This window comes from Huintestinicola sp. (genome assembly GCF_051882455.1).
In the GTDB taxonomy this organism is placed as follows: domain Bacteria; phylum Bacillota; class Clostridia; order Oscillospirales; family Ruminococcaceae; genus Huintestinicola.
Window position 1 is genome coordinate 53,937 of record NZ_JBJERV010000092.1, and the last position, 13,051, is coordinate 66,987.

Annotated in this window: 14 protein-coding genes; 10 read left to right on the top strand and 4 right to left on the bottom strand. The window is 45.7% G+C overall.

The window, feature by feature from the left end; all coding sequences use genetic code 11:
- The first annotated feature begins 2 nt into the window (after positions 1-2).
- Both ACI4J0_RS11425 and ACI4J0_RS11430 read left to right on the top strand, forming a co-directional pair.
- Positions 3-401: a type II secretion system protein gene (locus tag ACI4J0_RS11425; protein WP_439765938.1), complete on the top strand. Its 399-nt coding sequence runs from the start codon at positions 3-5 to the stop codon at positions 399-401.
- Between the two features lie 13 nt (positions 402-414).
- Positions 415-1,218: a type II secretion system protein gene (locus ACI4J0_RS11430; RefSeq protein WP_439765939.1), complete on the top strand. Its 804-nt coding sequence runs from the start codon at positions 415-417 to the stop codon at positions 1,216-1,218.
- A gap of 60 nt (positions 1,219-1,278) precedes the next feature.
- Here the strand turns inward: ACI4J0_RS11430 and ACI4J0_RS11435 are convergent, their stop codons facing one another.
- Entirely contained in the window at positions 1,279-2,280 is a 1,002-nt protein-coding gene (locus tag ACI4J0_RS11435; RefSeq protein WP_439765940.1) for a prepilin peptidase, read from the bottom strand.
- A 195-nt stretch (positions 2,281-2,475) separates the two neighbouring features.
- Here ACI4J0_RS11435 and ACI4J0_RS11440 point away from each other — a divergent pair, with 195 nt between their 5' ends.
- The 7 genes from ACI4J0_RS11440 to ACI4J0_RS11470 all read left to right on the top strand — a co-directional run bounded on the left by ACI4J0_RS11440 (position 2,476) and on the right by ACI4J0_RS11470 (position 9,943).
- On the top strand, positions 2,476-4,167 hold the full coding sequence (locus tag ACI4J0_RS11440; protein WP_439765941.1) for a GspE/PulE family protein: 1,692 nt from the start codon (positions 2,476-2,478) through the stop codon (positions 4,165-4,167).
- 60 nt (positions 4,168-4,227) lie between these two features.
- Positions 4,228-5,346, top strand: a complete 1,119-nt coding sequence (locus tag ACI4J0_RS11445; RefSeq protein WP_439765942.1) for a type IV pilus twitching motility protein PilT — start codon at positions 4,228-4,230, stop codon at positions 5,344-5,346.
- Between the two features lie 523 nt (positions 5,347-5,869).
- A complete protein-coding gene (locus ACI4J0_RS11450) occupies positions 5,870-6,607 on the top strand; it encodes a pilus assembly FimT family protein (RefSeq protein WP_439765943.1) in 738 nt (245 codons plus the stop codon).
- 75 nt (positions 6,608-6,682) lie between these two features.
- Positions 6,683-7,192 carry a type II secretion system protein gene (locus ACI4J0_RS11455; RefSeq protein ID WP_439765944.1) on the top strand — a complete coding sequence of 170 codons (510 nt, stop codon included), beginning with the start codon at positions 6,683-6,685 and terminating at the stop codon, positions 7,190-7,192.
- 95 nt (positions 7,193-7,287) lie between these two features.
- Complete coding sequence (locus ACI4J0_RS11460; RefSeq protein ID WP_439765945.1) at positions 7,288-9,246, top strand: hypothetical protein; 1,959 nt, start codon at positions 7,288-7,290, stop codon at positions 9,244-9,246.
- Between the two features lie 134 nt (positions 9,247-9,380).
- Positions 9,381-9,620, top strand: a complete 240-nt coding sequence (locus ACI4J0_RS11465; protein WP_439765946.1) for an AbrB/MazE/SpoVT family DNA-binding domain-containing protein — start codon at positions 9,381-9,383, stop codon at positions 9,618-9,620.
- The gene (locus ACI4J0_RS11470; protein ID WP_439765947.1) at positions 9,614-9,943 is read left to right on the top strand and encodes a type II toxin-antitoxin system PemK/MazF family toxin; all 330 of its coding nucleotides are present in this window, start codon (positions 9,614-9,616) and stop codon (positions 9,941-9,943) included. The genes ACI4J0_RS11465 and ACI4J0_RS11470 overlap by 7 nt, the downstream gene beginning before the upstream one ends.
- A gap of 28 nt (positions 9,944-9,971) precedes the next feature.
- Here ACI4J0_RS11470 and ACI4J0_RS11475 read toward each other — a convergent pair whose 3' ends face one another.
- From ACI4J0_RS11475 to ACI4J0_RS11485, 3 genes are all read right to left on the bottom strand, one after another.
- Complete coding sequence (locus ACI4J0_RS11475; protein ID WP_439765948.1) at positions 9,972-10,241, bottom strand: stage V sporulation protein S; 270 nt, start codon at positions 10,239-10,241, stop codon at positions 9,972-9,974.
- Positions 10,242-10,328: 87 nt separating this feature from the next.
- Positions 10,329-11,096 (bottom strand): TIGR00282 family metallophosphoesterase, encoded by a 768-nt coding sequence (locus ACI4J0_RS11480; protein ID WP_439765949.1) that lies wholly within the window; start codon positions 11,094-11,096, stop codon positions 10,329-10,331.
- Positions 11,097-11,100: 4 nt separating this feature from the next.
- Positions 11,101-12,093 (bottom strand): helix-turn-helix transcriptional regulator, encoded by a 993-nt coding sequence (locus tag ACI4J0_RS11485; RefSeq protein WP_439765950.1) that lies wholly within the window; start codon positions 12,091-12,093, stop codon positions 11,101-11,103.
- A gap of 148 nt (positions 12,094-12,241) precedes the next feature.
- Between ACI4J0_RS11485 and ACI4J0_RS11490 the strand changes: the two genes are divergently transcribed.
- A complete protein-coding gene (locus ACI4J0_RS11490; RefSeq protein ID WP_439765951.1) occupies positions 12,242-12,943 on the top strand; it encodes a TIGR00266 family protein in 702 nt (233 codons plus the stop codon).
- Positions 12,944-13,051 lie beyond the last annotated feature (108 nt).

Sequence of the window (13,051 nt, forward strand, 5' to 3'; positions counted from 1 at the left end):
CTATGAAAAAAAGATTAAAAGCATTTACTCTTATTGAGTGTATCATTGCTATGGCAATTCTGGCGGTATCTTCAATGCTGCTGGTCCAGGCATACTCGGCCCTTGCAAGTGTTTCCAACAAAACATCAGAAAACAATAACAGCATCTATCTTCAGATGCAGGACGCAGAATCACCCGCTGCCGCTGAAGGCAAGACCGACGGTGTGAAGCCTGTTAAGATAACCACAGACTCCACAAAAAAGACCTTCGAGATAAAAACCACCATCGGCGGCGTGGAAAAGAAGTATACTACTAAAGTTGATGTTTATGTTGTAAGCCCCTATGGTACTGACGACTACCAGAAGAGTGTTTCCGGTTCCGAAACCACCGAGTATAACCGTTACATTTATTTCCATTCGTAAGGAGGAAAGCAATATGTCAAAGGCAAAGGCAAAGGGTTTTACCCTTGTTGAGCTGATCGTCGCTATGGCGGTGTTCAGTATCCTGATGCTCGGTATTATGCAAATTGCCGGTCCTATGTCTGAAGCAGCTGCTACAAACGAGGTAGTCAATAACCAGAAAATGGTCGAAAACAACATCGTTACCTATATCGGAGAAACTCTGAGATATGCAACGAATGTTATGGTGATCGAGGGTAAGTCAGGATTTTCTCCCGATGATGCAATAAAGGCATTTGCAAAAGAAAATCCTGTGGACGCTCTGGGAAATCCTTATTTTGCAAATCCCAACAGCCCCACAGACGCCGAAAAGCTGAAGGTAAGACTGATCTGTTTCGACAGATCCAATACCTACAAATACAAAAATATTGATTACAGCGGAAGGCTCATTGCAACTATCCCGGGCAGAACTACCAACACGATGAGCTTCAGCAACATCAAGCAGGACGGCACTTCCAATCTGTACGAAGTATTCGGAAACGATTATTACAACCACGCCGAATACTACCTTACCGCACAGATCAAGGACAATCAGCTGTACCTGAATGTTGACAGCGACTACTATTACAACAATAACAGAAACGGCAATTTTAACAACAGTTCCACTAATCCGGTTGAAGGCACATTCGAGCTTCGCAGTCCAAATAATTCCAAGGCTGCCCGCATATGCAAGTCCATCAAGCAGGGCGGAACAGCCGACAAGCAGATCGCTTCGGCAGGAAGAGGAACAAGCAATATAGTTTATTTCGTTTACATTTATCCCGAGCATTACACAGATTAAGCAATACCAAAAAAATGACCCGTGCCATGCACGGCACGGGTCGTTTTTTTAAAACTGTTTTTACCTGATAATAAAGCTTGAAAGATACATATCTATGAGCTTTCCACCCGCAAATGCGCCTACGGTAAGCCCGATTATCAGAAAGGGTCCGAAGGCAAAGGCGTTTGACTCGTTTTCATCTTTTCTTACAGACTTGAGAATGATACCGTAAACAGCGCCTGTTACAACGGCAATGAGCGCTGCGGTCACAGATGCCTTCACACCAAGCATAAGTCCCCCGGCAGCCATAAGTACAACATCTCCCATTCCGAAGCCGTATACGGGAGGCTGCTCCTTTATCTTGGCTTCCAGAGCTTCCTTTTTGGAAACAAGCACAGAATAATTTCTGTCGGTCTGAGATGTTCTTTTAAGATTATCCTTTATTCCTCTGAGCTCTTTTCTGTCCTCGTCAACAAAGGCGTTGTAGAAAATGGGTGTTATCACAAAACCGATAAGCAGAAGCGGCAGGCTTATACAGAGCATTCCGATGATACCGTCCTTTAAGGTGATCTCGGGGAATGTGAGAAGCTTTCCATCAGAGCCGTTTATGAAGCTCAGAACATGGGTGGCAGCCGCAATTAAAAATGTGTAGACAAGGACCGATATGCACATCTCCTGTGTATCAACGTCCTGAAAGCACAGAACGATAAGCCCCGACATAAAGAGGCAGAGCATTACGGGATAAAGCCCGTAGGTCATAAAATCATAGCGCATAAATACTCCGAGAAATACAATGCCTGTCATAAGCTCGATTATCATATACCGCGGCGTTATTTTCGCTCCGCAGGCACGGCACCTTCCTCTGAGGATGATCCAGCTGAACACGGGTATGAGATCGTACCGCTTGATCTGCGTTCCGCAGGTCATACAATGAGAGTTGTTCGTGATAAGCGACTCCCCCTTCGGAAGTCTGTATATACATACATTAAGAAAGCTTCCGATGGTTATTCCGAACAGGAATACAAAAACATAGATCGTGACCGTCATTATGGTCTCAAGAGTCTCAATACTCAGGCTGCTCATTTTATCAGTCTCCTTTAAATATGAAAATTCGTTTCTCCCGCTTCACAGGCGGTGACGTTACTTAATATATTACCATATATCTTTCCTTTTTTCAAGCAAAAATGCGGTTTTCCGCAAAAATATATTCCGGCGTTTTTTCCGCAGAAGGGCGTTCGGACAATCTCACTCGTCTGCGGAGAAGGAGTTTAAACACTTATGAAGAATATTCCTATTGGCCAGTATATGGTGAACGAGGGAATAATCACCGACGAACAGCTGCAGGCCGCCCTCGACGCCAAAAAGAACGATAATACGCCCGGAAAATTTTTCGGCGATTACGTTGTTGAGCTTGGCTTTGTTACCGATGTTCAGTTCGGTCAGGTCCTGGCAAGGAAAAATAACCTGACCTTCGTTGACCTCGATGACCCCGAGTTTGCCATCGATGTGGAAGCTGTTAAGAAAATTCCCGAGGCTCTGGCTAAAAAGCATACCATCATCGCCATCAAGATAACAGGTAAGCGTCTTACGGTTGCCTCCTATGACCCCGTTAACTTCTATATCTTCGAGGATATCAAGGTAACTACGGGTATGGACGTTGTTCCCGTTCTCGCCACCAAGGCCGCCATCACCAAGGCTATCGGCAAGATCTACTCCAATGCAAACGTGGGCAACGTTATCAGCTCCGTTGAGGACCAGTTCAAGGGCGACGAAGAAATGGACGAGACCGCTGCCGAGATCGCAGAGAGAGTTGACAACGCTCCTATCGTTAAGCTCTGTACCACCATTGTGGAAAACTCCTTCCGCGCGGACGCAACGGATATCCATATCGAGCCTTTCAAGACTTACACACGTATCCGTATCCGTGTTAACGGCGACCTTATCGAGCTTATGAATGTCTCAAACGTTGTTCATAACTCCCTTATCACCCGTATCAAGATCATCAGCGGAATGAACATCGCTGAGAAGAGAGTTCCTCAGGACGGCCGTTTCACTCAGGTCGTTGACGGCACTACCCTTGATGTCCGTGTATCTAACCTCCCCACAGTTAACGGCGAGAAGTGCGTTATCCGTATCCTTGCCACAGGCGATGTGGGCGTGCGTAAGATCACAGATCTCGGTATGACCGATTACAACTATGACAGATTTTCCAGACTTATCAAGGTTCCCCAGGGAGTTATGCTGGTTACGGGCCCTACAGGTTCCGGTAAAACTACCACCCTTTACGCCGCTCTCGGTGAGCTTGCTAAGCCTAATGTTAACGTTATTACCGTTGAGGACCCTGTCGAGAAGAACATCGAGGGTATTAACCAGTGTCAGGTTAATACAAAGGCAGGTATGACCTTTGCCGCTGCCCTCCGTTCTATCCTCCGTCAGGACCCCGATATCGTAATGGTCGGAGAAATGCGTGACCAGGAGACCGCCGAGATCGCCATCAGAGCCGCTATCACAGGCCATATGGTGCTCTCCACACTCCATACCAATGACGCGGCTTCCACCGTTACCCGTCTGGTGGATATGGGCGTTGCTCCTTATATGGTGGCAACCTCCCTTATCGGTATCGTTGCTCAGAGACTTTGTAAGGTGGTCTGCGACGAGTGCAAGACCCCCAGAGTTTCCACCGAGGAGGATAATCAGCTCCTGGGTATTGACGAGTCCGTTACCATTTACGACGCCTGCGGCTGTCCCAAGTGCAACAACACAGGCTATACAGGCCGTACCGCTATCCACGAGATTCTGCTCTGTACGCCTACTATGGCTTCCCTTATCGCCGCTGACGGCAAGACCGACGCCATTTCTCAGCTGGCAAGACAGGAGGGCTGCAAGCTTCTCCGTGACAACGTTGCCGAGCTGGTTCAGGTAGGAAGAACTACCATGGACGAGCTGGTAAAGCTTACATTCGCTGTTTGATCTGCGTCAGACATTCACAGTTAATTTTATTTGCCGCCATGCGGCAGATTGGAGGATAAAATGGATATTGATATCGAAAAAAAGCCTGCGGAAAGAGTTGTCATAAATATTGACAAAATTCTTGATGAAGCCCGTGTTCTCGGCTGCTCCGACGTTCATTTCACTACCAAGATCTCGCCTATCGTGCGTCTTCACGGTACTTTACGTAAGCTCAGCTCTTACCCCGAAATGACCGACGGCGCTATTATGAAGATAGTTGAGCAGATGACAGGCGGCAGAAACATTGAGAATATCAAAAACAGGATCGATACCGACTTCTCATATGTTACCAAGCGCGGCTACCGTCACAGAGTCAACGTTTATCACCAGAGAGGCGACGTTGCTGTTGCTATCCGTCTCCTGAGAAATGATATTCCTACCCTTGAGGACCTTGACCTTCCCCCTATCCTGGGTGACTTCGCTATGCGTCCCAGAGGACTTATCCTCGTAACTGGTCCTACAGGTTCCGGTAAGTCCACGACCCTGGCTGCTATGATCGATTACGTTAACTGCAACCGCAGCGCTCACGTTATCACCGTTGAGGACCCTATCGAGTACATTCACGAGCATAAGAGATGTATGATAAATCAGCGTGAGGTCGGCGACGACGTTGAATCCTTCGCCCTCTCCCTCCGTGCTGCTCTCCGTGAAGACCCCGACGTTATCCTCGTAGGAGAAATGCGTGACTACGAAACAATCACAGCTGCCGTAACCGCCGCCGAAACAGGTCACTTGGTTATGAGTACACTTCATACCACTTCTGCTTCCGATACCATCAACCGTATCATCGACGCATTCCCCGCTCACCAGCAGAACCAGATCCGTACTCAGCTGGCTACAGTTCTCGTAGGTATCATCGCTCAGACCCTTATCCCCAAGGCCGACGGCACAGGACGTGTTGCTGCCCTTGAAATACTCAACGCTACCGACTCCATCAAGGCTATGATCCGTGATAACAAGGTACACCTTATCCAGACTGCTATCCAGACAGGTAAGAAGGACGGAATGGTCTGCCTCGACTACGAGCTTGCACGTATGGTCAAGGAAAGAGTCATCACCGAAATGCACGCAAGAGAGAAGAGCCTGGATATCAACGAGTTCGAGCGTTATATGAAGGGTGATATGTCCATTCAGAGATAAAAAGTATAATAATCAGTGATTTTTTACCCCTTTCGGAGCAGTTTTTCACACACCTGCTCCGAAAGTGTAAAAATTGCAGTGTATTTTCACCGTAACCCCTTAAAAAGGTTACAAATTGTAATAATCAAAGATTTTTATAGTTTTCAGATAAAATTATTACAGCTATTGTGAGAATTTAATGTATAAACAGAATTGCAAAATTTAATGCAATATAAAAATTGCATTTCTCACTATGATACGGGCGTCAAAAAAGTTGCAATAATCAGTGATTTTGAGAAATATAAAACGAGCGTTTTGTGCAACCTGCTTTAAAAGTTAAGATTTTGAAACGTTTTCGTGAAACAATCCACAAATTCACAAAATTAGAGGAAAAATTATCAGAAAACTATTGACATTTGCGGGCAGATAGATTATAATGTAATTACAGTCAAGGGAGAGAGGAAAACCGAACGGAGCTCCTCCGAAGCGGAAAGCTTTCCCAAACTGATACATTGGTATCTGCCTTACGAACGGAGGGTGTCCAATGAACAATTCAAAGCGGAAGCTGCGAGGCTTCACCCTGCTGGAACTGGTAATAGTAATTGCAATACTCGCAATTATGGCGGCAATTCTTGTTCCGAACATTTCGGACTACATAAGAACAAATCACATCAAGTCCGCTAACAGTCAGGCTCAGCAAGTTTATATGGCGGCTCAGGATTATCTGATCAGCGAACAGATCAAAGGTACCACTGCAAAGGACATTACCGGTACAGCAACACCGCCAAGACTTTGCTGGATAATGGTCAACACTGAGCAGGGTTATGACAGCACAAAGTACGATAAGTCCAACAAGACTACGGTGGTTGATTCCTTCGGTATCAAACAGGATCCCGCCACAGGCTTTGATGTAAGAAAAATCACAGTCGGTTCCGATACGCTCAATGCTTATCCCATTGCCGACGGCATCGAGTCCAGATTGGAATCAAGCTTCAAGGGTTCTTGGGTAGTTGCTTTCTATCCCTCTACCTTCACTGTAGCTTATGCAGTCTACAATGACTACTACAGCACCACTGCCGAATGCGAAGCGGCTGTAAAGCTCATCGGTACAAACGGCGGTGTCAAGGATGCATCAAGCTGTGATGACAGACTTTATCTGTACGAGTTCAATGTAGATGCCAATGGTCGCAATCCACGTGCTCAGGAATCCGATTTTATGCATCCCACTCAGGGCGTTACGCCCCATATGTACACAGGTCAGTTCCCTGTTCCTGTTCATTAACGTATAACTTCAGAGCGACATAGACTCTGTAGCTTATAAATTAAAATTTTATTATTTAAAAAGGAGGAATTTCCTATGAGAAATTCAAAGATGAAGGGCTTTACCCTTATCGAGCTCATCGTTGTTATCGCTATCATCGGTGTTCTTGCAGCTATCCTCGTTCCCTCTATGATCGGTTATGTTGGTGACTCCAAGCTTTCTACAGCTAACTCCAACGCTAAGCTTGTTTACACTAACACAGCTACATACGCTACAAAGTGCGAAGTTGCAGGTTTCCCCATGACTTCTTCTAACGGCGTTTCCAACGTTGACCTCAACACTTCCACAAACTCTGTTCCTTCCGCAGTTGTTGCTCCTACAGCTTCTTCTGACATCAACCTTTCTCAGGCACTTCGTATCCTCATGGGTTCCAAGTCCGCTTCTGCAGGTTTTGCTACTTCCGTTCTTAACGCTTCCGGTACTCCTTCTGCTACTGCTTGGGCTAAGTCCACAAGCGATAAGTACGTTGGCGGTTACCCCGACGAGGCTACTGCTAAGACCGGTGAGACCGGCGGTATCACCCTCAGCACAGCTGTTAAGCAGTAATCGAATTTATAATCTGAATTTGATTTAAAACACAAAAAGCCCCGGCGGCTATGCTGCCGGGGCTTTTTTAAAAGTAATTTTTAAGGATAAAGCTTATGGAAAATAGTGAAAACAAAAGCAAGATAAAGTTCTCTGAACGTGTGCTGTCAAAAAAGCAGATATATATTTTACTTGCAGTAATAATCATTTTGCAGGTGCTGAATATTACCTACTATTTTGCAGTAAGAAAACAGGGCTACCATTCCGATGAGATCTGGAGCTACGGATTTGCAAATTCCTTCTACGAGCCTTATATTTACAACAATGAGGACGATTCTCCCGCTATGGGAGTATGGCGCGACGGCTCCGACTTCGACCATTATATCACTGTGCAGAAGGGTCAGCAGTTCCGTGTTGATTCTGTATGGTACAATGAGGTCCCCGATATGCACCCGCCCCTTTATCCCGCCATTCTGCATATCATCTGCTCCTTCTTCCCCGATACATTTTCCAAATATTTCGGATATCTGATAAATTTTGTCTCTATGATAATAGGACAGATATATCTGTACAGGGTCGCTACACGACTGTGCAAATCGGATTTCCTGGGAATACTTGTATGCTTGCTGTGGGGATTCTGCACCGGATATATCAACCTGAATGTTTACCTGAGAGCTTATTCCCTGATAACTATGCTCTCCATTATGCTGCTGTTTTATCACACGAGACTTTATCTGTCCGAAGGCAGCTTCAAGGGCAACCTGATAAAGATAGGCGTGATCATTATCATAGGCGCTCTGAGCCATCATTATTTTCTCATTCTTTCCTTTGCCATAGTTGCCTGCTTCTGTTTCTTTTACCTTTTTAAGAAGCAATGGAAAAAAATGTTTGCATATGCGCTTTCTATGGCAGGCTCGGTACTTGTTTCAATAGTGCTGTTCCCCGCAACTATCGACCACCTTTTAACAAGAGGTACCGCCGACACTCAAAGACTTGAGAACGCTATGCCTTATATCCACGGTCTGAGATATAATTTTTCTCTTATTACGGATTCCCTGGCAGGATACAGAATTTCCGCTTATGCCACAAGCTGGTATGCCTACGTTGTTGCGGCGCTGGTGCTGCTGATAGCTGTAGGTGCTCCTCTCTGTTTCCTTTTCAGAAAAGAGGAATGGTTCAAGAAGTTTTCACGCAAGGTCATTGACGCCCTTAAATATTTTGGCAAAAACTTTGACTTTATGCTTCTGTTTATGATAATCACCATCTTCTTCGTTCTCAGCATAATTGCCATCACCGTTAATTTAAACACTATGAGCGTCAGCGCAGACAGATACCTTTTCTATGTTATGCCCTGGACTGCTATTGCGGCTGTCCTTATCGTAAAATATCTTTTCAGACTGATAAAACCGCTGTATAAATATCATAAATATGTTATTTCGGCTCTGTGCTGCCTTGCACTTGTATCAAGCCTTCTTTTCTGTGAAACTAAATATTTCTTCGAGTTCTACCCCAGAGGAAGAGGCGGTATCGATACCACCGTCACTAAAGACAGCAAATATATTATGCTCATTGAGGACAACTGGATACTGACCGTTTATCCCTATAAGCTTTTAGGCTGTAAATCCTTCCTCGCCGCTATGGTAGTAAATTATCAGTTATATATTGAGGAGATGCAGAAGATCACCCCCGACGAGAATACTTATCTGATACTTGATACTACTATGCTCGATGCTTATTCCAAGATCTTCGGAGACGAAAAGGACGAAGACGGCAATGTTGTCAAGAACAATATTACCTACAAATACGAGGACGATTCGTTTTTGGATAATGTTATCACAGAAGACGATGTTATCGAAAAATTTGAAAATGAAATTTACCCCGGATATAAGCTTCAGTTCTACGGTTCGGAGATAATTTTCGGAAGAATAGATCATATCTTCCGGATCGTTCCCGAAGAAGATTACATTGACGTTCCTATAAATGACATTTATATGGAGAATAAGGAAAAGGCTAAAAAGCTTGAAGAAGAGCAAAAAGCCAAAGAAGCCGAAAAAGCCTCGGCATCCGCCAAATAAAAATCAAGGCTGCTGCAGCGTGTGTGCTGCAGCAGCCTGTTTTTGTCTTATACTAATAACCAATTGTTCTATGGATAAAATGCTTGACAAATCATACTTTTTGGTATATACTAAGTATATACGGAGGTGATATTATGACTACTACAATTCAGAAATGGGGCAATAGTCAAGGTATAAGAATACCGAAAATCATACTTGATACTGTCCATTGGAATGACAATGAAGAACTTACTCTTATCGTAAAAGGCAACGAGGTAGTTATAAAAAAAGCTAACGAAAGAAAAGGGATCAAAGAGCTTTTTGAAGGATTTGACGGTGAATATATACCTGAAGAAATTGATTGGGGCGAGCCTGTAGGTAAAGAAATATGGTAAAGCAGGGAGATATTATAAAGGTCAGCTTTGACCCGCAGTCGGGTCACGAGCAGGCAGGCTACCGTCCGGCGGTAGTTGTAAGCAATGATTTTTTTAATGAGAAAACAAAGCTTGCTATTGTTTGCCCCATAACTAATACAAACAACCGCTTTCCTCTGCACATTCCTCTTGATGAACGCACAAAAACAACGGGCGTCATTCTGTGTGAACATATGCGTTCTCTTGACCTAAACAGCCGTCCTCACTCGATTATGGAAACATTGCCTGAGGATATTCTGAAAAAGGTAATTGATATTATTTTTGCAGAAATTGATATAACATAAAAGGGACTGCCGCCGCAGTCCCTTATTTTTATTCTTCACTCAGCACAAAGCACACAAACCGCATTGCCGTGCGCTCCTCGCCGTTTATTTCTACTGTGGAAAATTCGGGGAAGCATACAAGGTCAAGCCCCACAGCCGCAAGATACCCTCTTGCAACCGCAATGGATTTCACAGCCTGATTGGTGGCTCCCGCACCCACCGACTGTACCTCCGTCTGACCGCAGCTGCGGACAATGCTGGCGATGGCTCCCGCCACCGAATTGGGAGAGGAATTTGCCGAAACTCTCAGTATATCCATTTTGAGACCGCCCTTTCCTATGTATTCATAATGCTATTATATACGAAAAAGCGGTCATATGCAAGGATTTACGGAAATTTAGGCGATTTATCTAATAATCAGCCGCTCAATACTGTGAACTTTACCGCATTTTTCATCTATATTCAGCTTTACTCCGTTAAAAAACGGTGCTTCCTCCGATTCGGTAAATTTAACGGGGCATTTCGTCCTCTGCTTTTCTATGGCAAGCTCCTTTTTTACCCCGAGAACGGAAAGCTCCGCTCCGCACATTCCCGCGTCGGTGATGTAGCCCGTGTGACCGTCAAGTATCATTTCGTCGGCGGTCTGTACATGGGTGTGAGTGCCGATAACTGCCGATACTCTGCCCGAAAGATAGAAGCCCATTGCCTTTTTCTCCGAGGTGGCTTCGGCATGGAAATCCACAAGGATATTGGGTGTGTCCATCTCACGAAGGAGCCTGTCGGCGCATTCAAAGGGATTGTTGAGCGGCTCCATAAAGGCTGTTCCCATAAGGTTTATGACCCCGAAGCTGTATCTGCCCATATCTACAACAACGGAGCCCTTTCCCACTACCCCCTCGGGATAATTTGCGGGACGGAGAAGATTTTCCTTTATATCATAGTATTCGGTAAACTCTTTGCGGCGAAAGCAGTGGTTGCCTGTGGTTATAACATCGGCAAAGCGGAAAAGCGCATCCATGGACGCCTTGGTTATGCCGTTGCCGTCGGCGGAGTTTTCGCCGTTTGCTATGACGATGTCCAGCCGTTCCTTCGCTCTCAGCCTGCCTACGGTCTTTTCCGCAAAGTCACAGCCGTTTGTGCCTACTATATCGCCTATGAATAATACGTTTATCACAGTCTCAGTCCTCCGTATCGTACTTTCTGCGGACATTGTCCATCATCTCAAGAAATTCCCTGCGGATATTTTCGGGTGAAACTACCTCTGCCTTGTCGCCGAACTGGAACAGCCAGCCGTAAAATGCCGCTCCCGCCACAAGCTTTACGCTTACGGTGAATTTGTCCTCACCATCGGGTATCAGGATCGGGTCTGAGCCGAATTTGTCCGCTACCACGTTCACAAGGCTGCTGTCAAGCCGCAGGGTGACGGTGCAAAGCTCTCCGCTGAACATGGAAAAGGTGGTGGCGGTATATTCGGCAAGGTCAAAGCCCTCGGGGATAGGCTCGGCTTTTTCATCAAGTATGACCACATTCTCCATACGGTCTATGCGGAAGTTTGAGAGAGTGGAGTATTTCCCCTGCTTGCCCACAAGATAATAGCTGCCGTCATTCCAGGCAAGGGCATAGGGGGAGCAGCTCCGTCCGCCCTTGCGGTATTTCTTCTTCATTCCCACAGTTCTGTCAAAATAACGGAAGGCTATCTGCTTCTTGCTGTCTATTGCCTGCTGTATGGTGTCTATGCTTATATAGATAGCCTCGTTCTCCGACTTTATTCGGTTTGATACGTAAACGCGGCGGTTTATCTCCTGTCCGTGATAATTGCTGGTAAGTCCCTCAAGCTTTTTAAGAAGGATACGGGATTTTTTCTCGGTTATAAAACGGGAGGAGCTTACCGCGTCCGCAAGGAGCTTTATCTCGGGCAGCTCAAAGCTGCGGCTGCCAAGATAGTAGCCCAGCATTTTCCCCATGGGCACGGTGATTATGTCCATTCCGTAATCCATCAGGAGCTTTATATCCTCAAGGAGCGTTTTTCGGCTCGCTCCCACTCCAAGGGTCTCAAGGCGCTTTTCAAGGTCATATACGCTTATGGGGTGCTCCTCGTCGGTCTCGTTTCTGAAAATATCTGCAAGATATAAGAATTTCAGCTTCTGATTTATGCCTGCTTCTTTTGACATCGATATCACTCCGTTAATTATTTCAGAAATTTAGTAAGTTAAATTCTGATTAAAATTTATAATATTCTATTGACTCTTTGACTATTTTATGTTATGATTAGATTGCAAAATTCTTATTTTAGTATTATGGAATTATGGAGGTATTATTATGCAGTACGAAGTTAAAAATGCTCCCCTGCCTGTGCTTATCTGCCGCCTGGAAGCAGGCGAGGCTGTTGAGTGTCAGAAGGGCGCAATGTCCTGGATGACCCCTACTATGCAGATGCAGACAAATCTCGGCTCGGGCGGCGGCGCAGGACTTCTGGGCGCTCTGGGCAAAATGGCTAAAAGCGCTGTAACAGGCGAGTCCATCTTCCGCAATACATATTCCGCAGCAGGCGGCCCCGGCGAGATAGCTTTCGCTTCCACCTTCCCCGGCGATATCATCTGCTTTGACACAAGCGCTCAGCCTATCGTGGCTCAGAAATCCGCATACCTGGCAAACACTATCGGCGTTAATATGGAAATTTTCTTCCAGAAGAAGATAGGCGCAGGTCTTTTCGGCGGCGAGGGCTTCATTATGCAGAAGTTTACAGGCAAGGGTATGGTTTTCCTGGAGATAAACGGCGGCATTGTTGAATATAACCTGGCTCCCGGTCAGTCTATGCTCATCGACACAGGCTACCTTGCAGCTATGGAGGCTACCTGCTCTATGGATATCGAGACTGTCAAGGGCGTCGGCAACGTGCTTCTGGGCGGCGAGGGTCTCTTTAACACTAAGGTAACAGGCCCCGGCAGGATATGGCTCCAGACCATGCCTGCAAACATTCTTGCAAACGCTATCCAGCCCTACATCGTTACAGGCTCCTGATAAAGCAGTTCATATTGACTGACAAAACCGCCTTTCGGTATTTCCGAAAGGCGTCAGCTTGTCGATAAAGCGGTTAAATGAAAAAAGTTGCACAAAAGAACACAACAT